The 21,939-nt window shown below is 70.0% G+C and carries 23 protein-coding genes; 11 read left to right on the top strand and 12 right to left on the bottom strand.

Features of this window, described 5'->3' with window-relative positions:
- The first annotated feature begins 1 nt into the window (after position 1).
- A complete protein-coding gene (locus GGR04_RS15940; RefSeq protein ID WP_183200910.1) occupies positions 2-589 on the top strand; it encodes an IMPACT family protein in 588 nt (195 codons plus the stop codon).
- Positions 590-597: 8 nt separating this feature from the next.
- Here GGR04_RS15940 and GGR04_RS15935 read toward each other — a convergent pair whose 3' ends face one another.
- The 4 genes from GGR04_RS15935 to hglS are packed head-to-tail and all read right to left on the bottom strand — an operon-like array spanning position 598 to position 5,865.
- Positions 598-1,515 (bottom strand): LysR substrate-binding domain-containing protein, encoded by a 918-nt coding sequence (locus GGR04_RS15935; RefSeq protein ID WP_183200909.1) that lies wholly within the window; start codon positions 1,513-1,515, stop codon positions 598-600.
- A gap of 21 nt (positions 1,516-1,536) precedes the next feature.
- A complete protein-coding gene (amaB, locus tag GGR04_RS15930; RefSeq protein WP_183200908.1) occupies positions 1,537-3,096 on the bottom strand; it encodes an L-piperidine-6-carboxylate dehydrogenase in 1,560 nt (519 codons plus the stop codon).
- Positions 3,097-3,146: 50 nt separating this feature from the next.
- Positions 3,147-4,427, bottom strand: coding sequence for an NAD(P)/FAD-dependent oxidoreductase (locus GGR04_RS15925; RefSeq protein WP_183200907.1), 1,281 nt, complete (start codon positions 4,425-4,427; stop codon positions 3,147-3,149).
- A gap of 28 nt (positions 4,428-4,455) precedes the next feature.
- Positions 4,456-5,865 (bottom strand): 2-oxoadipate dioxygenase/decarboxylase HglS, encoded by a 1,410-nt coding sequence (gene hglS / locus GGR04_RS15920; protein ID WP_183200906.1) that lies wholly within the window; start codon positions 5,863-5,865, stop codon positions 4,456-4,458.
- 292 nt (positions 5,866-6,157) lie between these two features.
- On the opposite strand from hglS, the gene GGR04_RS15915 reads away from it, so the two are divergent.
- Together GGR04_RS15915 and GGR04_RS15910 are read left to right on the top strand one after the other, a co-directional pair.
- Positions 6,158-7,480 (top strand): O-antigen ligase family protein, encoded by a 1,323-nt coding sequence (locus tag GGR04_RS15915; protein WP_183200905.1) that lies wholly within the window; start codon positions 6,158-6,160, stop codon positions 7,478-7,480.
- Between the two features lie 306 nt (positions 7,481-7,786).
- Positions 7,787-8,152, top strand: coding sequence for a helix-turn-helix domain-containing protein (locus tag GGR04_RS15910; protein ID WP_210291825.1), 366 nt, complete (start codon positions 7,787-7,789; stop codon positions 8,150-8,152).
- A 69-nt stretch (positions 8,153-8,221) separates the two neighbouring features.
- On the opposite strand, the gene GGR04_RS15905 is transcribed toward GGR04_RS15910, so the two are convergent.
- The gene (locus GGR04_RS15905; RefSeq protein WP_183200904.1) at positions 8,222-9,388 is read right to left on the bottom strand and encodes a M20 aminoacylase family protein; all 1,167 of its coding nucleotides are present in this window, start codon (positions 9,386-9,388) and stop codon (positions 8,222-8,224) included.
- 158 nt (positions 9,389-9,546) lie between these two features.
- Here GGR04_RS15905 and GGR04_RS15900 point away from each other — a divergent pair, with 158 nt between their 5' ends.
- Both GGR04_RS15900 and GGR04_RS15895 read left to right on the top strand, forming a co-directional pair.
- Positions 9,547-10,773: a D-alanyl-D-alanine carboxypeptidase family protein gene (locus tag GGR04_RS15900; protein ID WP_246393207.1), complete on the top strand. Its 1,227-nt coding sequence runs from the start codon at positions 9,547-9,549 to the stop codon at positions 10,771-10,773.
- Positions 10,773-11,885, top strand: a complete 1,113-nt coding sequence (locus GGR04_RS15895; protein ID WP_246393205.1) for a CobW family GTP-binding protein — start codon at positions 10,773-10,775, stop codon at positions 11,883-11,885. The genes GGR04_RS15900 and GGR04_RS15895 overlap by 1 nt, the downstream gene beginning before the upstream one ends.
- A gap of 6 nt (positions 11,886-11,891) precedes the next feature.
- Here GGR04_RS15895 and GGR04_RS15890 read toward each other — a convergent pair whose 3' ends face one another.
- Positions 11,892-12,182, bottom strand: a complete 291-nt coding sequence (locus GGR04_RS15890) for a sulfurtransferase TusA family protein (protein ID WP_376769866.1) — start codon at positions 12,180-12,182, stop codon at positions 11,892-11,894.
- A gap of 31 nt (positions 12,183-12,213) precedes the next feature.
- On the opposite strand from GGR04_RS15890, the gene GGR04_RS15885 reads away from it, so the two are divergent.
- Positions 12,214-12,762, top strand: coding sequence for a DUF924 family protein (locus GGR04_RS15885; protein ID WP_183200903.1), 549 nt, complete (start codon positions 12,214-12,216; stop codon positions 12,760-12,762).
- Positions 12,763-12,867: 105 nt separating this feature from the next.
- The gene (locus GGR04_RS15880; protein ID WP_183200902.1) at positions 12,868-14,148 is read left to right on the top strand and encodes a GNAT family N-acetyltransferase; all 1,281 of its coding nucleotides are present in this window, start codon (positions 12,868-12,870) and stop codon (positions 14,146-14,148) included.
- Positions 14,149-14,151: 3 nt separating this feature from the next.
- Here the strand turns inward: GGR04_RS15880 and GGR04_RS15875 are convergent, their stop codons facing one another.
- From GGR04_RS15875 to GGR04_RS15865, 3 genes are all read right to left on the bottom strand, one after another.
- Complete coding sequence (locus tag GGR04_RS15875) at positions 14,152-15,021, bottom strand: N-acetylmuramic acid 6-phosphate etherase (protein WP_183200901.1); 870 nt, start codon at positions 15,019-15,021, stop codon at positions 14,152-14,154.
- 134 nt (positions 15,022-15,155) lie between these two features.
- Positions 15,156-15,467, bottom strand: a complete 312-nt coding sequence (locus tag GGR04_RS15870; protein WP_183200900.1) for a hypothetical protein — start codon at positions 15,465-15,467, stop codon at positions 15,156-15,158.
- A 118-nt stretch (positions 15,468-15,585) separates the two neighbouring features.
- Positions 15,586-15,783, bottom strand: coding sequence for a hypothetical protein (locus tag GGR04_RS15865; protein ID WP_183200899.1), 198 nt, complete (start codon positions 15,781-15,783; stop codon positions 15,586-15,588).
- A gap of 160 nt (positions 15,784-15,943) precedes the next feature.
- Here GGR04_RS15865 and GGR04_RS15860 point away from each other — a divergent pair, with 160 nt between their 5' ends.
- Entirely contained in the window at positions 15,944-16,213 is a 270-nt protein-coding gene (locus tag GGR04_RS15860; protein WP_183200898.1) for a DUF2312 domain-containing protein, read from the top strand.
- Positions 16,214-16,415: 202 nt separating this feature from the next.
- Positions 16,416-17,396, top strand: coding sequence for a transaldolase (gene tal / locus GGR04_RS15855; protein WP_183200897.1), 981 nt, complete (start codon positions 16,416-16,418; stop codon positions 17,394-17,396).
- 106 nt (positions 17,397-17,502) lie between these two features.
- Here tal and GGR04_RS15850 read toward each other — a convergent pair whose 3' ends face one another.
- Positions 17,503-18,756: a D-amino acid dehydrogenase gene (locus tag GGR04_RS15850; protein ID WP_183200896.1), complete on the bottom strand. Its 1,254-nt coding sequence runs from the start codon at positions 18,754-18,756 to the stop codon at positions 17,503-17,505.
- A 142-nt stretch (positions 18,757-18,898) separates the two neighbouring features.
- Between GGR04_RS15850 and GGR04_RS15845 the strand changes: the two genes are divergently transcribed.
- The gene (locus GGR04_RS15845; protein ID WP_183200895.1) at positions 18,899-19,342 is read left to right on the top strand and encodes an Lrp/AsnC family transcriptional regulator; all 444 of its coding nucleotides are present in this window, start codon (positions 18,899-18,901) and stop codon (positions 19,340-19,342) included.
- 56 nt (positions 19,343-19,398) lie between these two features.
- Here GGR04_RS15845 and GGR04_RS15840 read toward each other — a convergent pair whose 3' ends face one another.
- The gene (locus GGR04_RS15840; protein WP_183200894.1) at positions 19,399-20,598 is read right to left on the bottom strand and encodes a lytic murein transglycosylase; all 1,200 of its coding nucleotides are present in this window, start codon (positions 20,596-20,598) and stop codon (positions 19,399-19,401) included.
- Positions 20,599-20,677: 79 nt separating this feature from the next.
- Positions 20,678-21,484, bottom strand: coding sequence for a glycoside hydrolase family 25 protein (locus GGR04_RS15835; RefSeq protein ID WP_246393202.1), 807 nt, complete (start codon positions 21,482-21,484; stop codon positions 20,678-20,680).
- Between the two features lie 195 nt (positions 21,485-21,679).
- Between GGR04_RS15835 and GGR04_RS15830 the strand changes: the two genes are divergently transcribed.
- Positions 21,680-21,895 carry a hypothetical protein gene (locus GGR04_RS15830; RefSeq protein ID WP_183200893.1) on the top strand — a complete coding sequence of 72 codons (216 nt, stop codon included), beginning with the start codon at positions 21,680-21,682 and terminating at the stop codon, positions 21,893-21,895.
- The last annotated feature ends 44 nt before the right edge of the window (positions 21,896-21,939 follow it).

Genomic DNA, 21,939 nt, shown 5'->3' with positions numbered 1-21,939 from the left:
CGTGCTGACGCTGGAGAGCGCCGCCTCGTTCGCGCAGGAGATCCGGCGCAGCCGCTTTCTGGCCCATGCCGCGCCCGTGGCCGACGAGGGGGTGGCGAAGGCCTTCGTGGACGCGCGCTCCGACCGCGACGCGACCCACAATTGCTGGGCCTGGCGGATCGGGCCCCGCTACCGGTTCAGCGACGACGGCGAGCCGAGCGGCACCGCGGGCAAGCCCATCCTGCAGGCGATCGACGGGCAGGATCTCGACGGCACGGCCGTGGTGGTGACACGCTGGTTCGGCGGCATCCTCCTCGGCGGCGGCGGTCTCGTGCGCGCCTATGGCGGCACGGCCGCGGCCTGCCTTCGGGCTGCGCGCAAGCGCGTGGTCACGCCGACGCGTGCTGCGCTCGTCGATTGTCCCTTCGCCGATCTGGCGCTCTTGAAGGCGCGGCTCGCGGGCATTCCCGGTCTCGCCGTCGAGGCCGAGACCTTCGGACCGGCCGGTGCGGTGCTGACCCTCGCGCTGCCCATGGCCGAGGCGGACGAGATCGTCCGGCGGATCGCCGATCTCACCGGCGGGCGGGCGACGGTCTCGCTGCCGGACTGAAGGCGCGTTCAGCCACCGCGATCCTCGGTGCGCAGGGGCGCGGTCTCGGCGGCGATCCACTCGCGAAAGGCGGCGAGCGGCGGGTAGGCGTCGCGCTCGCCCGGCCACACGAGGTGATAATGCCCGCGCGAGCGGATCGGCCGGGCGAGGGCGGGCACCAGCGATCCCGCCGCGATCTCGCGCTCGAACAGGAAGAGCGGCAGCAGCGCCACGCCGAGCCCGGCGACCGCCGCCTCCGCCACCGTCGCGAACTGGTCGAACAGCATGCCGGTGACGCCGTCGGACGGCGCGTCGTTCGCCTCGAGCCAGAACTCCCAGGCGTCGGGCCGCGAGGTGACGTGCAGCAGGGGCAGGCGCATCAGCGCACGCGGATCGCCGATCGCCTCGTATCGCGCGAGAAAGTCGGGGCTCGCCATCGGCATCACCGTCTCGCCGGCGAGGCGCAGGTGATGGGCGCCCGGCCAGTCCGGCGCGCCGAAATGCAGGGCGGCGTCCATCGTGTCGAGGCGAAAGTCGAACTCCACGAGGCGCGTCGCGAGATTGACGCGCATCTCGGGATGGGCGGCGAGGAAGCCGGGCAGGCGCGGCGCCAGCCAGCGCGTGCCGAAGGTCGGCAGGATCGCGAGGTTCAGCGTGCCCCCTTGCGGGTTGGCCCGCAGGTTGAGCGAGGCCGCCGCGATGCGCCGCAGCGCGTCGCGGATGTCGCGCGCATAGGCCTCGCCCGCCGGTGTCAGGCGCACTGTCTGGCGCTCGCGGTGGAACAGCACGACGCCGATCTGCTCCTCCAGCGCGCGGATCTGCCGGCTGACGGCGCTCTGCGTCAGCGACAGCTCGCGCGCCGCGGCGGTGAAGCTCGCGGTGCGCGCGGCGGCCTCGAAGGCCGTGAGCAGACCGATCGCGGGCAGGAACCGCCGGGGGATGAGCATCGCGAGCCGCCCCCGATGCCGTCAGCCGACGTCGAACGTCACGCCCTGCGCCAGCGGCAGGGTGCGCCCATAGTTGATCGTGTTGGTGGCGCGGCGCATGTAGGCGCGCCACGCGTCGGAGCCGCTCTCGCGCCCGCCGCCGGTCTCCTTCTCGCCGCCGAAGGCCCCGCCGATCTCGGCGCCGGAGGGCCCGATGTTGACGTTGGCGATGCCGCAGTCGGAGCCGCGCGCCGAGAGGAAGGTCTCGGCCTCGCGCAGGTCGTTGGTGAAGATCGACGAGGAGAGGCCCTGCGGCACGTCGTTCTGCAGCGCGATCGCCTCGTCGAGATCGCGGATGCGGATGACGTAGAGGATGGGCGCGAAGGTCTCGTGGCGCACCGGCCCGTCCTGTCCGGGCATCGCGACGAGGGCCGGCCGGGCGTAGAACGCCTCGTCGGCGCCCTCCACCGCGACACGCTCGCCGCCGGCCAGCACCGTTCCACCGCTCGCGCGCGCCTCGTCCAGCGCCCGGCTCATGCCCTCGAAGGCCGTCGCGTCGATCAACGGGCCGACGAGATGGTTCCCCGCCAGCGGGTTGCCGACGGACACCGAGGCGTAGGCGGCGGCGAGGCGCGGCACGAGCGCGTCGTAGACGGCGTCGTGCACGAAGAGGCGGCGCAGCGTGGTGCAGCGCTGGCCGGCGGTGCCCATCGCCGCGAAGGCGACGCCGCGCAGCGTCAGGTCGAGATCGGCGGAGGGGCAGACGATCGCGGCGTTGTTGCCGCCGAGCTCCAAGAGCGAGCGGCCGAAGCGCGCGGCGACGCGCGGGCCGACCGCGCGGCCCATGGCGGTGGAGCCGGTGGCCGAGACCAGCGCCACGCGCGGGTGATCGACCAGCGCCTCGCCGAGATCGCGGCCGCCCACGAGAAGCTGCGAGAGCCCGTCCGGCGCCTCGCCGCCCTCCGCCCGGTAGCGCGCGAGCGCGCGCTCGAAGAGCGCCTGCGTCGCCAGCGCCGTCAGCGGCGTCTTCTCGGAGGGCTTCCACAGGCAGGAATTGCCGCAGATGAGCGCCAGCGCGGCGTTCCACGACCAGACCGCGACGGGGAAGTTGAAGGCCGAGATGATCGCCACGGGGCCGAGCGGATGCCAGCTCTCCATCATCCGGTGCTCGCCGCGCTCGGTGGCGATGGTCAGCCCGTAGAGCTGGCGCGACAGGCCCACCGCGAAGTCGCAGATGTCGATCATCTCCTGCACTTCGCCGAGCCCTTCGGAGGGCACCTTGCCGACCTCGATCGAGACGAGCCGCCCGAGCGCCGCCTTGTGGGTCCGCAGCTCCTCGCCGAGCAGCCGCACGAGTTCGCCGCGTTTGGGCGCGGGCACCACCCGCCATTGCAGGAACGCGGCGTGCGCGACCTCGACGGCGCCCTGGGCGGCCTGCGCGCCGGCGGTGGGAAGATGCGCCAGCGTCTCGCCGGTGAGGGGGGAGCGCACCGCGAGATCGCCGCTCTGGAGGGCCTCGGGAGCAATCCCGAACGCGGCGAGGATCGCGGCGGTCTCGCCCACGAGGCCGTCGGCCGAGGTCGGGGTATGGTGAAGGGTCATGGCGGAACTCCGGAAGCGGTTCGGATAGGCGCGGCGGGGCGCCGGACGGATCAGATGCGGGACGAGAGATGGGCGAGGGCGGCACCGACCTCGTAGCCGGCGGCGCGTGCGGCGCGGAAGCGCTGCGGCACCGCGGCGGTCACAGGCAGGGGCAGGTCGTCTTCCGCGAGCCGGCCGAGCACGTATTCGGCCGCGAGGCGCCCGAAGGCGGTTCCGGGCGCGATGCCGCGCCCGTTGTAGCCGCTGAAGGATATCACGCGCTCGGCGAGGCGATGGAAACGCGGCGCGGAATCGGCGGTCATGCCGATTTGCCCATACCACTCGGCCTCGAATGCGATTTCGCCGAGCTGCGGAAACAGACGCGCGAGGCTCGCCCGCGCCCAGCGGCGATGGATCGCCGCGCCGCCGCCCCGCAGCGCGCCGACGCTGCCGATCACGAGGCGCCCCGCCTTGTCGAAGCGGAAGGAGGAGAGGACGTCCTTGGTGTCCCAGCAGCCCTGGCGCTCCGGCAGGATCGTTGCCGCGAGATTGGAGGAGAGCGGCCGGGTGGCGATGTTGAAATAGGGGAGGTGGACGATCTCCTCGCGGATCTCCGGCCACGGCGCTTTCGTGTAGGCGTTGGTCGCGACGACGATCCAATCGGCCGTGACGGAGCCACGCGGCGTCTCGACGCGCCAGCGCGCACCCGCCTTCGAGACCGCGCCGACCGGGCTGCCGGTGAAGATCGCAGCCCCAGCCTTCTGTGCGGCGCTCGCCAGACCGCGCACGTAGGCGAGCGGCTGGATGGTGCCGGCGCGCCGGTCGAGAAGCGCCCCGCGATAGGCGGGCGAGCCGATGCGGCGCCGCGCGTCGTCGGCATCCAGCAACTCGACGTCGGCGCCGCGGCGCTGCCATTGCCGGGCGCGCTCGGCGATCTCCTCGACGCCCGTCTCGCCCACCGCGCAGTGCAGCGTGCCCGATCGCACGGGCTCGCAGGCGATGGCGTGGCGCTCCACGAGCTCGAACACGAGGTGCGGGGCGTCGCCGAGGAGGGTCAGCAGCCGCTCGCCATGGACCTCGCCGAGCGCGGCCGGCACGTCGTCGGGCAGGATCCAGAGCCCGGCATTGACCAGCCCGACATTGCGGCCCGAGCCGCCGAAGCCGATCTCGGCGCCTTCGATCAATGCCACGTCGACGCCGGCCTCGGCGAGGTGCAGCGCCGCCGAGCAGCCGGTGAACCCGGCGCCCACCACAACGACGGAGGCGACGCGGTCGCCTTCGAGAGCCTGCGTCTGCGGCGCGGGCGGCGCCGTGCGCTCCCACAGGCCATGGGATCTTGGATCGTTCAGCATGGGCGGGCGCGCGCGAGGGCCGGCCGCTTCATGCGACGGCGCGGCGCGGGGCGGCGCTTAGCGCGGCGAGCGCGCGCTCGATCGAGGTGGCTTGCGCGGCGGCGTAGAGCGCGATCTCGTCGTGTACGGGCTGCCCGAGCGCGGCCTCGAACACCGCCCGATTGCCGCTGCCGGCGGCGTTCGCCTGTGCGTCCGATCCGAGATTGGACTGGAAGATGCCGGCGGCCGAAACGGGCAGGAAATCCTCGTAGACGATGGGATCGAAGGCGACGTGACCGGCGGCGACGAGATCCTCCAGCGGGGCCACCGTCCCGTCTCGGGTGGCGGCGGCGAGGCCCGCCGGGGTCGCGGCGTAGCGGAAGAAGGCGAGACCGCCCCCGCGCAGTTCGTTCCAGTCGTCCGGCAGGGCGTGGAAGCGCGCGGCGAGTTCGCCGGCATAGTCGCTTGCGCCGCCGCCGCCGGCGTCCACCCGCACCTCGCCGCGAACGCCGGACAGAAGCGCATCGTAGATCGCCCGCCCTTCGGGCGTCAGCGCCACGCCGCGCTGCTCGATCTCGCCGAAGCGCGCCGAATGACGGCCGGCTTCGGCCGCGCCTTCGCCCAGGAAGCGGATCGGCTCTTCCAGCGCCTTGAAACTGGTCTGGCGTAGGAGCACCGGGCAGCGCCGCTCGGGCGGGCCTTCGATCACCGCCTTCGGCTCGATGCCGCGCTCGGGCATGGCGCGCTGCACGGCCTCGATGTCGAGCGTGCGTGGGGTCAGGTGGTTGATGTGCGGGCCCTTGAAGCACACGACGTCGGCGACCAGGCGATGCGCGCTCGCGAGTCGCTCGTAGGTCTCGCGGTCGACGGTGGCCTCGGAATGCCAGCGGAAGGTCTCCAGCGCCTCGCGCACGAAACGTTCGGCCTGGGGTCGCGTCAGTCCGCCCTGACGCTCCGCGGTCTCGATCAGTTCGATCGCACCGGGCGTGAAGATCGCGCGGCGCGAGAGGATCGCGGCCGCTTCTGCCCGCAGCGCCTCGTCGGCGACGAGATCGAGCCGCAGCAGCGAGGTGAAGACCCGGAACGGGTTGGCCGCCAGCGCCGCGTCGCCCAGCGGCCGGAAGGCGGTGGAATGCACGGGAATGCCGGCGACGGAGAGATCGTAATAGCCGACCGGCGCCATGCCCATCACCGCGAAGAGGCGGGCGATCGTGGCGAGCTCGGCCGCTGTGCCGAGGCGGATCGCCCCGTGGCGCTCGTCGGAGAGGCGGCCGAGTTCACCCGCCCGGCGCAACTGCTCGGCGAGGTCGGGCCCGGCTTCGAGCGTCGCCTCGTTCACCTCGGCCACGAGCGACATCAACGTGCCGTATTGCGGCACCTCGGCGCGGTACATCTCGGACATGGCGCGGGAGAAGAGGCTGCGGATCTCGTCGGATCCGACAGGGGCGGTCGATGTCATCTCGTGTCTCCGCGGCGTCTGGCTCGGGGGCGTCTGGCTCGGACCCGCACGGCCGCGGTCCCGATCGTCGACCTCTTCTTGTCAGGCGGCGAGGTCATGCGCCAAGCGATGATTGTTCGTGACGTCATTCTCGGGCGGAATGATCACGCCCGCAAGGCCCGCGGCCGGGAGTCGAGGTGCCAATGCCGGTCCAGGCGCGCGGCAGCGGCGTCTTAAGAAAAGGTTCAGGCCGTTCCGCCATTCTCGCCGGGCGCGTGGCGTCGCCGCGTCGCAGCGGGACGAGGGCCAGACCATGACATCGACGACGCCGTCGTCCTTCGCCCTCGACCGCACGCCCGAAATCGTCGCATCGCCCCGGGCGCTGAGCGATCTCGGGCGAACGGCGCTCGCGACCCTGATGCTCTCCTGCCTCTGGGTGACGATGCAGCCCTTCCAGACCAAGTTCGTGGAAGGGGCGACCTCGGGCAGCCCCGTCAATCAGCTCGGCTACGGCCTCCTCGCGCTCGTCGGCGGTCTCGTGCTGCTGACGGCGACGCCGCGCCCGGCGCTGCGGGCGCTGGCTTCGCCGGTCTGGATCGTAATGGCGCTGGTGCTCGTGCAGTCCGCGGCGCATTCGCCCACGCCCGACGCGTCGCTGCGGGCCGTCCTCTTCGCGCTCGCCGCCATGACGAGCGCCACCGCGGTGCTCTGCCTGACGCCGAGCGTCGCCGCCTTCCGCCTCGTGCTGGCGGGCGCGGCGCTCGCCGTGCTCGGCCTCTGCTACGGCGGCATCGTCGCCCTGCCGGGCGCCGCGATCCACGACGCCAGCGGGCCGGAGGCGGCACATGCCGGGCTCTGGCGTGGCGTCTATCCGCACAAGAACATGGCCGGCCCGGTGATGGCGACGCTGTTCTTCGCCGGGCTCTACCTCCTGCGCTGCCGCTGGCGTCTCGTCGGCGGCGCCATCGCCGTGCTGGCGGCGATCTTCGCGATCCAGACGGGGTCGAAGACCACCGCCGCGCTGCTGCCGGCCGTCGCCGTCCTCGTCACCTTCGGCCGCATGTTCGGCGGCCGCATCCTGCCCGTCGCGGCGCTCGCGGTTCTCCTGGCGGCGATGGCGCTGCTGACGCTCGGCGCGGCGATCTCGCCCGTGCTCTACGACGGGCTGCAGTGGATCCTGCCCGGCACCACCTTCACCGGGCGCCTCGACCTCTGGCGATTCGCGATCGGCGTGCTCGGCGATCGTGGCTGGACCGGGCTCGGCTTCGAATCCTTCTGGGCGACGCCGGTGGTGAAGGGCGCGGAGATCTCGATGGAGCTCAGCTGGGATCCGCGCGGTATCGTCAACGCCCATAACGGCTTTCTCGACGTCGCGATCGCGCTTGGTTGGCCGGGGCTCGCCTGCGCGGTGGCGGTGATCGTGGTGCTTCCGTTCCGAGACTTCCTGCGGATCGGCCGGGGCAGGGAGGAAGTCCGCCTCGGCGACTTCTTCCTCATGGTGCTGGCCTTCTCGCTCCTGAACGCGATGCTGGAAAGCTTCCTGTTCTCGCGCAACAACCCAGTGTGGATCTCGACCTGGCTCGCGATCGTCGGGCTCCGGCTGTTGGCGACCCGGGACGTCGCGGATAGACGGTAGAAGTGTGGCCTCAGCCCCCCGGCCGAGCCACTCGCCACTTCCGAAAGGCTAACTTACGCACGTGAAGAGCTTTCAAGACTCCGGCTCATCACGCTTTCTTGTGATTTGACGCATGTCAGTTTTGGCGACACTGATTTGGGGAGTTGGCAAGCGATGCCGTGACGCGGAAAAGCCATGAACCAATGGGATTTGGCTATCAAGAAGCCGCGCGTTTCGACGTAATATTGGTACGCTTTCGTGTTGAAATTGACGTCGTAAACGCTAAAATACTTGTTGAATATGTTTGGAGTAACAGTGGTGAAGGCAGTGCGTGATCCAATCGATGTGCATGTCGGCAGCCGTCTACGGCTGATCCGGACAGCCAAGCGGTTGTCACTGGAAGAGCTCGGTCGGCGCATCGGCGTCACCTACCAGCAGATCCAGAAATACGAGACCGGTGCCAATCGCATCAGCGCGGCGTCGCTCTATCGGATCGCGCAGATCTTCGACACCAGCCCCACCTTCTTCTTCGACGGGTTGAGCGAGAGCGAGACCGACGGCGAGGCCAACGAGCCGATGGCGAGTCGCGAGACCCTCCAGTCCTCGATGGCGCTGGGGCGCATCCAGGACGTCGAGGTTCGCCATCGCCTGCGCATGCTCATCGACGCGCTCGATCCCGACGCGGGGCGCTGAGTCCCAGATGAACCGCGGTGCCCGGAGCGTCTCTGGACACCACGGCCTTCGTTTGCGCCGACGCTCGCGTCAGCCCGAGAGCGCGCGCTGGGCGATCTCCACCCAGTAAGACGAGCCGAAGACGATGGCCTCGTCGTCGAAGTCGTAGGCGGGATGGTGGAGCCCGGCGCTCGGCCCGTTTCCGATGAAGATGAACGCGCCGGGCCGCTGCTCCAGCATGAACGAGAAGTCCTCGCCGCCCATCAGCGGGGCGACCGTGCGGTTCACCTGCGCCTCGCCCGCGACGAGCGCGGCGACGTCGCCGCAGAAGCGCGCCCGCGCCGTGTCGTTGCGCGTCACCGGATAGTTCGGCATGTACGCCATCTCGGCCGTCAGGCCGTGGATCGCTCCGATGCCGTCGGCGATCTCGCGCAGGCGCCGCTCGGCGAGCGCCCGCGTCTCGGCCCGAAGCGAGCGCACGGTGCCCGAGACCAACGCCTCGCCGGGAATGACGTTGTGCGCGAAGCCCGCGTGGAACTGGGTGACCGAGACCACCAGCGAATCCAGCGGATCGGCATTGCGCGAGACGATCTGCTGCAGCGCCTGCACGAGCGTGGCGCCGGCGAGGATCGGGTCGCGCGACTGCTGAGGGATGGCGGCGTGGCCGCCCCGCCCGCGCAGCGTGATCGAGAACTCGTCGGTCGCCGCCATCATCGCGCCGTCGCCGATGCCGAACGAGCCGACCGGCATGCCGGGAATGTTGTGCATCCCGTAGACCTCCTCGATCGCGAAGCGCTCGAACAGCCCGTCCTCGATCATCGTGCGCGCCCCCGCGCCGCCTTCCTCGGCCGGCTGGAACACGAAGGCGACGCTGCCGTCGAACTGCCGGGTGCGGGCGAGCGTGCGCGCGGCGCCGAGCAGCATCGCCATGTGCCCGTCATGGCCGCAGGCATGCATCGCGCCCGGCCTCTGCGAGGCGTGAGGCACGCCGGTCTCCTCCTCGATCGGCAGGGCGTCCATGTCGGCGCGAAGGCCGATCATCCGTCCGCCCGCGCCGCCCCGGCCGTGCACCACGCCCACCACGCCGGTGCGCCCGATCCCCGTCGCCACCTCGTCGCAGCCGAACGCGCGGAGCTTCTCCGCCACGAAGGCGGCCGTGTCGTGAACCTCGTAGAGAATCTCCGGTCGGCGATGCAGCTCTCGTCGCCAACCGGCGATTTCAGTGGCGTCTGCGGCGATGCGGTCGTGGACGGGCATGGGCGTTTCCGGTCGATGCCTTGAAATGGCGGTAAACGGACGCTTGATAGCATGGCGAGCGATCCGTCCGACCGGCGGACCGGTCGATTCTTCTGAACGCACTTGTTATGTCTGCTCGCGCGAAGGGCGTCGACCCGTCGCCCCTCGACGGAGACCTCATGACGACGACGCGCCGCGATGCCCGGGTCCGCAGCCTCATGGCGCGGGGTCTCATCCTGTTCGGTCTCCTGGCGGTGGCAACGCCGGCCAGCGCCCTCAACACGATCGCGGTGGACGTGGCGACGGGCAAGGTCCTGTCGCAGCACAACGCCACCCAGCGCTGGTATCCGGCGTCCACCACCAAGCTGATGACCGCCTATGTCACGCTGAAGGCGCTGCAGGCGGGCGAGGTCGCGCCGGACACGCCCGTGGTGATGACGCGCGCCGCCACCGCGCAGGCGCCCTCGAAGATGGGCTACAAGCCCGGCTCGGTGATGCGGCTCGACATGGCGCTGCGCATGATGCTGGTGAAGTCGGCCAACGACGTCGCCTACGCCATCGCGCAGACCCTCGGCGACGGCTCGCTCGAAACCTTCGTCGGCCGGATGAATGCCGACGCCGCGGCGTTGCAGATGCTCGACACGCATTTCGTCAATCCCAACGGTCTGCCGCAGGACGGGCAATATTCGAGCGCCAAGGATCTTGCGATTCTCGGCACCGCGATCCGCCGCGAGTTTCCGACCTATGCCGACTATTTCTCCACCGAGGCGATCGTGGTGGGGCAGGGGATCATGAAGAACGGCAACGGGCTGCTCGGGCGCTATCGCGGCGCCGACGGCATGAAGACCGGCTATATCTGCGCGTCGGGCTTCAATCTCGTGGCCTCCGCCACGCGCGACGGGCGCACCATCGTGGCCGTGGTGCTGGGCGCCGAGGGGCCGATCGTGCGCGAGCGCGCCGCCGCCGAGGTGATCGAGAACGGCTTCAACACCAACCCGCGCTCGATCCGCGACGTGGTGACCGACCTGCCGCCCTCCGCCGGACCGCCCGCCGACGTCAGCGCGGAGATCTGCTCGCCGGCCGGGCGCACGGCGCGGGCGAACGAGCGCGAGACCGAGGACAAGCGCGAGGAGACGTTCGGCTCGCCCTACATGAGCGAACTCGATCGCCCGCCCGCTGCCGTTCCCGTCTCGCTCGGCGGTGCGGCGGGGCGCGGCGACATCGAGCCGAACGTCTCACTCATCGCCGCCTACGGCATTCCGCTGCCCACGGCCCGGCCCGCCCGGCCGGGCGAGCCCGGCGGGCCGCCGGCCGAGGCGCCGGCCAGCGCCGCAGCGAGCAACGAGAGCGCGCCGGCCGGCGCCGAACTCGGCAGCGAGCTTCGCCCCACGCAGGCGACGCCCTGATGCCCCCGATGGTGCCGGTTCCCGTGACCGTGCTGACCGGGTTTCTCGGCAGCGGCAAGACGACGCTGCTCAACCGCCTGCTGCGCGATCCCTCGGTGCGCGACACCGCGGTCATCGTCAACGAGTTCGGCGAGGTCGGCATCGACCATCTCCTCGTCGAGACCGGCGGCGAGGGCGTGATCGAGCTGTCCGACGGCTGCATCTGCTGCACGGTGCGCGGCGACCTCGTCGACACGCTGGCCGATCTCGTGGACCGAGTGCAGACCGGTCGCCTCGCGGCGCTGCGGCGCGTGGTGATCGAGACCACCGGGCTCGCCGATCCCACCCCGATCCTCGCCTCGCTCATGGCCCATCCCGTGCTCGTGCAGCACTTCTCGCTCGATGCCGTGGTGACGCTGGTCGATGCCGCGACAGGTGTGGCGACGCTGCGCGAACGCAACGAGGCGCGCCGGCAGGTCGCCTGCGCCGACCGGATCGTGGTGACGAAGGCCGATCTCGAACCCGAGACGGCGGAGTTGCGGGCGCTGATCGCGCGGCTCAACCCGCGCGCGCCCGTGCTCGCGGTGGCGGAGGTCGGGCCGGACGCCCTGTTCGGCTGCGGGCTGGTGGACGCGCGGACCCGGCAGGCCGACCTCTCGCGCTGGCTCGGCGAGGATCTGTCCTGCACGCACGACCATGCCCATCACCATCATGCCGGCTCGCACGACGGACACGGGCATGCGCACGGCCACGCGCATGGCGGCGTCGGCTCGTTTTCTCTGCAGCACGAGGCGCCGATCGCGCTCGCCGACATCGAGGCGTTTCTCGACCTCCTGCGCGATCGGCAGGGTTCGAGCCTCCTGCGCATGAAGGCGGTGGTGCGCCTGCGCGAGGACGAGGCGCGCCCGCTCGTGCTGCACGGCGTGCGCACCTACCTGCATCCGCCCGTGCGGCTGCCCGCCTGGCCAGAGGGCGTCGCGCGCGGCTCGCGGCTGGTGCTGATCGGCGACGGACTGGACGAGACGCTGGTGCGCGATCTCTTCGCCGCCTTCACGGGAACGCCGGTCAGCGACGCGCCCGACCGAGCGGCGCTTCTCGACAACCCCCTGGCGCTCGCCTCGCGGGGCTTCTGACCGGGTTCAGGCGTCCGGCCCGCGGCGGATGACGAAGCGAACGGCGGTGCCGCCGAGCGCTTCGACCTCGAGGGTCTCGTGGCCGCCGACGGCGCAGAGATGGGCGATGTCGAGGCGGGCCAGCGGGTCGTCGGCGGTCACCGTCAACCGGGCGCCGGGCCGCCGCTCCGCCAGCGCCCGCTCGGTCCACATCGCCGGCAGCGGGCATTTCAGGCCGCGAAGATCGAGCGCGTCGGCCGCGACGCCTTTTTCCGGATCGCCGGCCATCCTATCTTCGCCGCTCGCGGTCTTCTCCATCTTCCGATTCCTCCCTTCCCCAAGCGGTGTCATGAGCGACTATTCCACGGATCCGCAAACCATCGTCGATTTCTGGCGCGATCTCGGGCCGGAGGGCTGGTTCGTGAAGGACGAGGCGCTCGACGACACCATCCGCCAGCGCTTCGGCGATCTCCACGAGCGCGCCGCGCTGGGTGAGTTCGATGCGTGGGCGCAGGATCCGAACGGTTCCCTGGCGCTCGTGTTGTTGCTCGACCAGTTTCCCCGCAACATGTTTCGCGGCGAGACCCGCGCCTTCGCCACCGATGCGGCCGCGCTGTCGATCGCCAAGGCGGCGCTCGCGCGCGGCGACCACTATCATGTCGGCGAGGACGTGAACCAGTTCTTCGCGATGCCGCTGATGCATTCGGAGGACCTCGAGGATCAGGAGGCCTGCGTGCGCTGGATGGAGGAGATCGGCGAGGAAAACGTGTCCTTCGCGGTGGAGCACCGCGACATCGTCCAGCGCTTCGGCCGGTTTCCGCATCGCAACGCGATCCTGGGCCGCACGTCGTCCGCCGAGGAGACCGCGTTCCTCGACGCCGGCGGTTTCAAGGGCTGAGCACAGACTCCCTTAACCTGCAGACCTTATCGTTCATCTCCTGAAGGTTCGGCCACGGTCACGACCGGGCGAGCGAATGGGCCGGACGAGCGAATGGGGAATGAGTTGGTTCTGGCCATATCGATCGATTCGACGCCGGCGCATGTCGAAGCCGCATCCGGCCGCGTCGTCGATGCGCCGCCGATCGATCTCGCCTCGCCCTGGCCTCGTGCGGTCGAACGCGTGCCGGACATCCGGCGCACCCGCATCTACGAGGCGCATGCCGCCTTCGACCTGATCGACGAGCTGGAATTCCTGACCCGGCGCTCGGTGGAGAGCAACGTCTTCTTCGCGCCGCGTTTTCTCGTGCCGGCCATGCCGCGGCTCGACGAGCGCACGATCCGCCTGATGGTGGCGAGCGACGAGGGGGAAGGGCGCTCGCGCCTGCGCTTTCTCATGCCGTTTTCGGTGGAGGGCACCGGGCGCTTCGGCGGCCGGCCGGTGTTGCGCGCCTGGACGCATCCGTTCGGCCGCCTCGGCACGCTGCCGCTCGATCGCGACGACCCCACGGAAACCGCCGCCAGCCTCTTCGCCGCCATGCGCGAGCCGGAGCTTGCGCTGCCCGACGTGCTCGTGCTGCCCGATCTCGCGCTCGACGGCGAGATGGCGCAGGTGATGCTGCGCGCCGCCGCGACGCATGGCCTGTCGGTCGCGGTCAGCGATCGCAGCGAGCGCGCCGTCCTCGACGCCACGGGGGCGCCCGCCGCGTTCCTGCGCGACGCGCTCGGCGCGAAGCGGCTTCGCGACCATCGCCGCCGGCTGCGCCGTCTCGCCGCCGTCGGTCCCGTCGCCTTCGAGGTCGCGGCGTCGCCGGACGAGACCCTCACGGCCTTCGAGGAGTTTTTGACCCTCGAAGTTTCCGGCTGGAAGGGGCGCGGGCGCTCGGCGCTCATCGACGACCGGCACCGGGTGGCCTTCGCCCGCGAAGCCGTGCACGGCCTCAGCGCGCAGGGGCGCGTGCGCATCTACACGCTGCGGGTCGCATTGCAGCCCGTCGCCAGCCTCGTGGTGCTCGTCAGCGAAGGGCAGGCGGTGGCCTGGAAGACCGCCTTCGACGAAACCCATCGCAACGCCGGCCCCGGCAGTCTGGTGACGGCGCTGGCGAGCGAGGCGATGATCGCCGATCCCGCCATCGAACGCGTCGACAGCTGCGCGATGCCCGATCATCGCGTCGTCAACCGTCTGTGGCATGGCCGCATGGCGCTGGGAACGCTGGTGATCGGCCTCGGCGCCGACGCTGGTCGCCGCGTCGAGCAGGTGTCGCGCGATCTTCAGCGCCATCGGCAGCGGCTGCAACGCCGCCGCCTTCTGCGGCGCCGGGTGGCGCAGCTCTTCGGCTGGTCCTGAAGCTCAGTCGCTCGCGCCGTTCGAGTCTCCCTCGACGTGCAGGATCGCCGCACGGATGTCGTCGCCGCAGGCAGTGAGCGAAGCCGTCGCCGTTGCCTCGTCGCAGCCGGTGACGTCCGCGATCATGCGCGCGGCGCGTCGGCGCAGCTTCTCGTTGGTCGGGCGCATGTCGACCATGCGCCCGCGAAACACCTTGCCGAGCGACACCATGACGGCGGTCGACAAGAGGTTGAGCGCGATCTTCTGCGCCGTGCCGGCCGCCATGCGCGTCGAGCCTGCCAGCACTTCCACGCCGGTTTCGAGCAGGATGGCGTGTTCGGCGCCGGCGAGAAGCGGCGTCTCGGGATTGTTGGCCATCGCGATGGTCAGCGCGCCGCGACGCCGCGCCTGCGCCACCACCTCACAAGTGAAGGGCGTTCGGCCGCTCGCCGCCAGCGCGACGACGACGTCGGCCGGCCCGACGGCGGTATCGTCCAGCGCGCGGTTGGCGGCGGCGCGGTCGTCTTCGGCGCCCTCCTGCGCGCGGGCGACGCTCTGTGAGCCGCCGGCCAGCAGGAAGGCCATTCGCTCGAACGGCCAGCCAAAGGTCGGTCCGAGTTCGACGCCGTCCAGCATCGCGAGGCGACCCGACGTTCCCGCCCCGGCATAGACGAGGCGCGCCTCGCCCGACGCGGCGAGCCGTGCCGAAGCGGCTTCCACCGCCGCCTCCAGCGCGGGCAGGGTGGCTCGTACGGCGGCGAGACTGACCGCCTGCCCGTCGAGAAGCGCGGCGAGAAGATCGCCTCGGTTCCAGGTTTCGAGATCCCGGAACCGGGGCGGCGCAGCTTCGGTGTCGCCGGTCACGCGGGGGGAGGGGGCGTCGGGATGGCTCATCGCGTCGATATAGGAAGGTCGCGTTGCCTCTGCAGGGTCAGACACTCCGATCGCAGCATCAAAGCCGACAAACGAAAACCCCCGCCCGACCTGCGTCGAACGGGGGGCTTGCATCACCGGATGTCGGCGTCAGCTTACTCGGGGGTCTGGCCCGGCACGACACCGCCCGACGGGGTCGACTCGCTGGCCGGCTCGGTGGTGGACGGCGAGCTCGACGTTGGCTGGCTGGAGGCGCCACCGCCCGTCGATTCGGGACGCACGACCGGCGCTGCCGTCGTCGGCTTGGCTTCGCTTCCGCCCGGCAGTGCCGCGTCGTTGTTGTTCATCGTCGACGACCCGGACATGACCGACGAATCGTTCGAGGGAGCGGTGGTGGTCGTCGTGGTCTGCGCCGATGCGGCGCCGGCGATCATCGTGAAGGCAGCAGCTGCAAGAATCATCTTCATGGTTCGTCTCCTGATCCGATCTTCGCGGCAAAGGCCGCGGCTCGTTCGGTTGCCAGGACAATCCCGCCCCTCTCGGAACGTTCCCCTGCGATTGGCAGCCGCGACCCGATCGGCGTCGTCACAGGCGCTCGATGTCGTCGGGTACGCGGCGCACGCCTTCTTCCGGATCAGGCTCGATCGGCGGCACGTCCGACGCGGGCTCGCGGACCTCGTCCGGCCCGCCGGGGAGGTAGCCCGGCAGATCGGGATTGGAGTCGGGCGGCGGGACGGGCGGGCCCTTGGCGGGGTCGATGATGTTGGGCTCGATGTTCGACATGCGATCACTCCCGTTGTGGGTTCGGAAGGGACAACGCTCCAGGCCAGAGAGGTTTCCGTCATTGGAACACCCTGTCATCGGGCGCTCGAACCGCGCGTCGTTAACGCGCTCCTAACCGGACGCGGCAATCATGCGGCCGCAAGGTCTGAAAGGAGACACCATGTCGGACACGGTCGGTATCGCAGGCGGTCGCATCCGCTCGTTCGTGGAGCGCATCGAGCAGGTCGAACTCGAGATCCAGGAACTGTCGGAAGGCAAGAAGGAAATCTTCGCGGAGGCCAAGGGCGAGGGGTTCGACGTGAAGATCATCCGCGAGATCATCAAGCTGCGCAAGCAGGACCAGGACGAGCGCGACGAGCACGACACGCTGCTCGACGTCTACATGCGCGCCATGGAAGACGCGCCGATGGAAGCGGCCAACGCCGCCTGATCCCGCCCGCGCCGGACGATCCGATCCCGTCCGGCGCGATGTCCGGGAGGGTTTTTTCACGATCCTGCCCTTCGGAAAGGCGCGTTGTGCTTTTGAGTGCCGGGCAGAGCGCCTATATAAGAGCCAGAAACGCGACTCGTGCGCGGCGGCGCGGGCTGGACCCGAAGATCCGCGACGCGACCATCAGGAAGGCGCAGCGATCATGGCATCCAAGCTCGACCAACTCCGCGAGATGACGACGGTCGTCGCCGACACCGGCGACATCGAGGCCGTTCGTGCGCTCAAGCCGGTGGACTGCACCACCAATCCGACGCTCGTGTTGAAGGCGATCGGGTCGGACGCCTTCTCCGACGCGATCGACGAGGCGCTGCACTGGGGCGCGGCGCAGGGCGGCACCGGCGAGAAGGTCGTCAACGCCGTCGCCGATCGCCTCGCCGTCTCGGTCGGCTCGGCGCTCGCCGCGATCGTGCCCGGCCGAGTCTCGACGGAGGTCGACGCCGACCTGTCCTTCGACGTCGAGGCCTCCGTCAACCGGGGTCGCCGGATCATCGCCGATTATGAGGAGCGCGGCGTCGGACGCGAGCGCATCCTCATCAAGCTCGCCTCGACCTGGGAGGGCATCCGCGCCGCGGAGATCCTTCAGAAGGAGGGGATCGACTGCAATCTGACGTTGATCTTCAACAAGACGCAGGCCATCGCCTGCGCCGAAGCCGGCGTGTTCCTGATCTCGCCCTTCGTCGGCCGCATCATGGACTGGCACGCCAAGTCCACCGGCAAGACCTACACGGCCGAGACCGATCCCGGCGTCCATTCGGTGCGGGCGATCTACGACTACTACAAGTCGAACGGCATCAAGACCGTGGTCATGGGCGCCTCGTTCCGCAACACGGGCGAGATCGAGGCGCTGGCCGGTTGCGACCGGCTGACGATTTCGCCTGCGCTCCTCAAGGAACTCGCCGAGGACCAGGGAACGCTGGAGCGCAAGCTCTCGCCGGAGACGGCGCAGAAGGTCGAGCCGATCAAGCTCGACGAGAAGAGTTTCCGCTGGGCGATGAACGACGACGCGATGGCGACTGAGAAGCTCGCCGAGGGCATCCGCTCCTTCGCCAAGGATCTGGAAAGCCTGCGCACCCTCGTGCGTGAGCGGCTGGAAAACACGAAGACCGCGCAGGCCGCGCAGTAAGCGGCGATCTTCCTACTTGTCCAACATGCGAAGGCCCCGATCCGATGGATTGGGGCCTTCGTTGTTCGAGGCTTATGGTGCGCCTGACGGCGGCCTCCGCGCGGCGTCAGCGGGCGTAGCGCGCCACCGCGAGATCGCGCGCGTCGATCTCGGCCGGCCGGCCGCCGACGAGATCGGCCAGCAGGCGACCCGATCCACAGCTCATGGTCCAGCCGAGCGTGCCGTGTCCGGTGTTGAGGAAGAGGCCGGCCACCTTCGTCGCGCCGATCACCGGCGTGCCGTCCGGCGTCATCGGCCGCAACCCCGACCAGAAGCTGGCGCGGGCGAGATCGCCGCCGGGAAAGAGATCGGTCACGGAATGCTCGAGGGTGCGGCGGCGGGCCTCGTGCAGCGTGCGGTCGTAACCGGAGATCTCGGCCATGCCGCCGACCCGGATGCGATCGCCGAGGCGGGTGATCGCGATCTTGTAGGTCTCGTCCATGACCGTCGATTCGGGCGCGCGCGCCGCATCGACGATCGGGATCGTCATCGAATAGCCCTTCACCGGATAGACCGGCAGGCGAATGCCGAGCGGGCGCACCAGCGCTGGCGAATGGCTGCCGAGCGCCACCACCACGACGTCGGCACGCTCGACCCCTGCGTCGGTCTCGACGCCGACGGCGCGCCCGGCCTCGGTCACGATGCGCCGGATCGTGCGCCCGTAGGCGAAGCGCACGCCGCGGTGTTCGGCCATCTCGGCCAGCGCGTTGGTGAACTTGAAGCAGTCGCCGGTTTCGTCCTTCGGCGTCAGCAGCCCGCCGACGATCTTGTCGCGCGCCGCGGCGAGCGCCGGCTCGACGCGGATGCAGCCATCGCGGTCGAGCACCTCGTAGGGAATGCCGTCCGCGGCGAGCGCCTTCACGTCCTTGGCGGAGGCGTCGAGTTGGGCTTGCGTGCGGAAGAGCTGCAGCGTGCCCTGCATGCGCTGGTCGTAGACGATGTTCGTGTCGCGGCGCAGCTCTGCCAGCGCCGTGCGGCTGTAGTCGGCGAGGCGCAGCATGCGGCTCTTGTTTACGGCGTATCGTCGGCTCGTGCAGTTGGCGAGCATCTGCGCCATCCAGGAGAGCATCGCCGCGTCGAGCTTGGGCCGCAGGATCAGCGGCGCATGCTCCATGAACAGCCATTTCAGCGCCTTGCGTGGGATGCCCGGCGCCGCCCAGGGCGAGCAGTAGCCGAAGGAGACCTCGCCGGCATTGGCGAAACTCGTTTCCAGCGCCGGCCCCGTCTGCCGGTCGATCACCACCACCTCGTGGCCGGCTTGTGCCAAATACCAAGCGGAGGTGACGCCGATGACGCCGCTGCCGAGGACTGCGATCTTCATGGGGAACTCCAGCCGGAGGCAACGTCGCACGCTTGCACGAGACGGTGATGATGGCCGAAGGATCGTCGCATGTACTGGCGAAGCGCCGCAGAACGTGCGGTTCTCGGCAGTCACACGCAACGATCTTCGAAAGGCTGCAGGAATGACCGAGCGTCTCGACCGGATCGATCGCAGCATTCTGGCCGCGCTGCGGCGCAACGCCCGCATCACCAACGTGGCGCTGGCCGAGACGGCGGGCCTGTCGGCCTCGGCCTGCCTTCGCCGCGTACAGCGGCTGGAGGAGACGGGCGTGATCCGCGGCTACACCACGATCACCGCGGGACCGGGTGCCGGGGAGGGGCACGTGGTGATCGTGCGCATCGGCCTGGAGCGCCAGACCGAGGACGTGCTCAACCGCTTCGAGGCCGAGGTGCGCCGGCATCCCGAGATCCGCGAGTGCTATCTGATGACCGGCGAGGAGGACTATCTGCTGCGGCTGGACGCGAGCGGGGCGGGCGACTACGAGCGCATCCACAAGGAGGTGCTGTCGCGCCTGCCGGGCGTGGTGCGGATCAACTCGTCCTTCGCGATCCGCAGTGTGCTTTGAGCCCTGAGCGAGCCTCCGCCGGACCAACCGGCGAAGGCGAGGCGCCGAGCGCTGCTTTAGCGGAGCGCGGCGGCGAAGGTCGCCGTGGGCCAGCCATCGGCCGCGACGCCCATCTTCAGCTGCTCCTCGCGCACGGCGGCGCGGGTGTTGGCGCCGAGGATGCCGTCGATCTTGCCGACGTCGTAGCCCTTGGCCGCCAGCTTCTGCTGCAGGCTCTTCATGCCGTCGCCGTCGAGGCCGGGCTGCGGATTGCCCATGTCCACCGCCGGGCCGCCGTCCAGCCGCGTGCCGAAATAGCCGGCGGTGAGCGAGTAGGTCAGCGAGTTGTTCCACTGCAGGTAGATGTCGAAATTGGGGAAGGCGAGGAAGGCGGGGCCGCCCTTGCCTTGCGGCAGGATGATGGAGGCCATCATGCCGTCGCGCTCCAGGGGCGAGCCGTCGGACTTGGTGACGCCGAGACGCGCGAACTCCGAGCGCGGCTCCTTGTTGACGAGCGCCGCCCTGTCGAACGGGAAGGCGGCGGGAATGCGGATCGCCTCCAGCCAGGGCTCGCCCCGGCGCCAGCCCATGGATTCGATGAACTTGCCGGTGGTCATCAAGACGTCCGGCACGTCGGTCAGGAGGTTGATCTGCCCGTTGCCGTCTTGGTCGGTGCCGAAGGCGACGTAGTCTTCGGGCAGCATCTGCGTCTGGCCGAGCTCGCCGGCCCAGGCGCCCTTCATCTGGTCGGGCCGCAGGTAGCCGCGATCGACCAGCTCGATGGCCGAGAGAAGGTGCGGGCGGAAGATCTCGGGCCGGCGGCAGTCATGCGCGAGCGTCGCCAGCGCGCTTAGCGTATCGAAGTCGCCGAGCACCGCGCCGTAGTCGGTCTCGAGGCCCCAGAACGAGGCGATCACCGCGCCGGGCACGCCGGTCTGCGCTTCGACCTGACGGAAGGTGGAGGCGTATTTTTCGAGGTTGGCCCGGCCGCGCGCCAGCCTGTCCTTGTTGACCATGCGGCCCTGGAACTGGCTCCAGGCCTGCTGGAACACGGCCTGGCCGCGGTCGCGCGCCAGCACCTTCTGATCCTGGTTCACGTTGGCGAGGGAGGCGTCGATGGCGCGGGCCGACATGCCCTTGGCGGCGGCTTCCGCGCGCACGCCCTGGAGGAACTGGCCGAAGTCGCCGCCGCACTGGGGCGCCTGCGCGGCGGCCGCACCCACGCCGGAGAGAAGCACGGCGGACAGAAGGGCAAGACGCAGGGGATGGGCGGTCATGATGGCGGAAAACCTCGCGAGGATGGGGTATGGCGCATGCTCAACCCGGCAAAAGCGGCGCTTTGAAGAAGCGGAGGCGTCAAGACGGCGCGCGGTGCGCTTCGAGCCAGCGCTTCCAGTCGTCCCGGCTACCGGAAAAGGCGTTGCGGTCGACCTCGCCCTTGACCCCCGGCACGGTGCCCGTCGCCGTCCACTGCCAGAAGCGGAAGTCGCGTCCGGAATAGTTGACGTCGGGATGGTCCTTCACGCCGCGCAGCCAGAACTGGTGCTGCGGGAAGGTGCCGACGAGGCGGTCGCGATGGATGTCGATCGGCGCGTAGACGATGGGGCGCACGCCGTAATGGCGTTCCAGCGCGTCCATGAAGGCGCTCATCTCGCGCACCATCTCGTCGCGCGGCGGGCGGCGGGTGCAGGTCGGCGAATCCGGCGTCCACTCGACGTCGATCACCGGGGGCAGGGCGTCGCGGTCCTTCGGCACGTTGGAGATGAACCAGCGCGCCTGCTCGATGCCCGGCCGGCACCAGTAGAAGAAATGGTAGGCGCCGCGCGGCACGTTGGCCGCATGCGCGTCCTTCCAGTTGCGGGCGAAGGACGAATCGACCCGGTCGCCGCCCTCGGTCGACTTGAGATAGGCGAAGGCGACACCGCCTCGGCGCGCGGCCTGCCAGTCGATCTCGCCCTGGTACTTGGACACGTCGATGCCGTGCACGGGATAATGGTCGGGCCGTGTTCCCGAGATGTTGGTGAGGCCGAGATCACCTGCGTCGAGCGAGGCGCTCTGGCAGCCGGCAATGGTCAGAAGCGCCGCTGAGACGGTCGCGAGCAGCGCCGCTCGGCCTCTCGGGACGCGCCGCATCGTGCCTGCGCCCAGTCGTCGTGCCAGCATTCCCGTTCCTCCGTCGGCCGTTCGCGACCCTCGCGGCGGCAGCTTTCGCGAAGCTGGGCCGTCGGCACGTCACACCGCGACGTGATGGCCGAAGCGTGACCGGAGGAAATGATGCGTGATGGCGAATTAAGCGAACCAATCGGCGATCCGCCCGTTGAACGCCGGGACGACCCTTGAACCAAGGAACCACTTATCATGAAGACGTTCACTTTCGCTCTCGGCGCCGCTGCCCTCCTGGCGCTCTCCGCCTGCTCGGACAACTCGTCCTCGACGCCGGCTGCGACCACGACGACCACCGCGCCCGCGACCACCACCACCACGCCCGCAACGGGCACCACGGGAACGATGGGCACGACGACCACCACGACGCCCGCGACCGGCACCACCGGGACCACCGCGCCGGCCAACTGATTCTCCCTTCGCATCGCCGAAGCGCACCCGAGAACCCGCAGCCG

The sequence above is a fragment of the Aureimonas pseudogalii genome, assembly GCF_014196835.1.
Taxonomy (GTDB): domain Bacteria; phylum Pseudomonadota; class Alphaproteobacteria; order Rhizobiales; family Rhizobiaceae; genus Aureimonas; species Aureimonas pseudogalii.
Note: the sequence above shows the minus strand (reverse complement) of the source record. Positions and strands in the feature narration are given on the sequence as shown.

Excerpts from the sequence above, each read along its gene's own strand:
- GGR04_RS15935 (WP_183200909.1), bottom strand. The coding sequence starts at position 1,515 with ATGCTCATCCCCCGGCGGTTCCTGCCCGCGATCGGTCTGCTCACGGCC.
- amaB (WP_183200908.1), bottom strand. The coding sequence starts at position 3,096 with ATGACCCTTCACCATACCCCGACCTCGGCCGACGGCCTCGTGGGCGAG.
- GGR04_RS15925 (WP_183200907.1), bottom strand. The coding sequence starts at position 4,427 with ATGCTGAACGATCCAAGATCCCATGGCCTGTGGGAGCGCACGGCGCCG.
- hglS (WP_183200906.1), bottom strand. The coding sequence starts at position 5,865 with ATGACATCGACCGCCCCTGTCGGATCCGACGAGATCCGCAGCCTCTTC.
- GGR04_RS15915 (WP_183200905.1), top strand. The coding sequence starts at position 6,158 with ATGACATCGACGACGCCGTCGTCCTTCGCCCTCGACCGCACGCCCGAA.
- GGR04_RS15905 (WP_183200904.1), bottom strand. The coding sequence starts at position 9,388 with ATGCCCGTCCACGACCGCATCGCCGCAGACGCCACTGAAATCGCCGGT.
- GGR04_RS15900 (WP_246393207.1), top strand. The coding sequence starts at position 9,547 with ATGACGACGACGCGCCGCGATGCCCGGGTCCGCAGCCTCATGGCGCGG.
- GGR04_RS15895 (WP_246393205.1), top strand. The coding sequence starts at position 10,773 with ATGCCCCCGATGGTGCCGGTTCCCGTGACCGTGCTGACCGGGTTTCTC.
- GGR04_RS15890 (WP_376769866.1), bottom strand. The coding sequence starts at position 12,182 with ATGGAGAAGACCGCGAGCGGCGAAGATAGGATGGCCGGCGATCCGGAA.
- GGR04_RS15885 (WP_183200903.1), top strand. The coding sequence starts at position 12,214 with ATGAGCGACTATTCCACGGATCCGCAAACCATCGTCGATTTCTGGCGC.
- GGR04_RS15875 (WP_183200901.1), bottom strand. The coding sequence starts at position 15,021 with ATGAGCCATCCCGACGCCCCCTCCCCCCGCGTGACCGGCGACACCGAA.
- GGR04_RS15870 (WP_183200900.1), bottom strand. The coding sequence starts at position 15,467 with ATGAAGATGATTCTTGCAGCTGCTGCCTTCACGATGATCGCCGGCGCC.
- GGR04_RS15865 (WP_183200899.1), bottom strand. The coding sequence starts at position 15,783 with ATGTCGAACATCGAGCCCAACATCATCGACCCCGCCAAGGGCCCGCCC.
- GGR04_RS15860 (WP_183200898.1), top strand. The coding sequence starts at position 15,944 with ATGTCGGACACGGTCGGTATCGCAGGCGGTCGCATCCGCTCGTTCGTG.
- tal (WP_183200897.1), top strand. The coding sequence starts at position 16,416 with ATGGCATCCAAGCTCGACCAACTCCGCGAGATGACGACGGTCGTCGCC.
- GGR04_RS15850 (WP_183200896.1), bottom strand. The coding sequence starts at position 18,756 with ATGAAGATCGCAGTCCTCGGCAGCGGCGTCATCGGCGTCACCTCCGCT.
- GGR04_RS15845 (WP_183200895.1), top strand. The coding sequence starts at position 18,899 with ATGACCGAGCGTCTCGACCGGATCGATCGCAGCATTCTGGCCGCGCTG.
- GGR04_RS15840 (WP_183200894.1), bottom strand. The coding sequence starts at position 20,598 with ATGACCGCCCATCCCCTGCGTCTTGCCCTTCTGTCCGCCGTGCTTCTC.
- GGR04_RS15835 (WP_246393202.1), bottom strand. The coding sequence starts at position 21,484 with ATGCTGGCACGACGACTGGGCGCAGGCACGATGCGGCGCGTCCCGAGA.
- GGR04_RS15830 (WP_183200893.1), top strand. The coding sequence starts at position 21,680 with ATGAAGACGTTCACTTTCGCTCTCGGCGCCGCTGCCCTCCTGGCGCTC.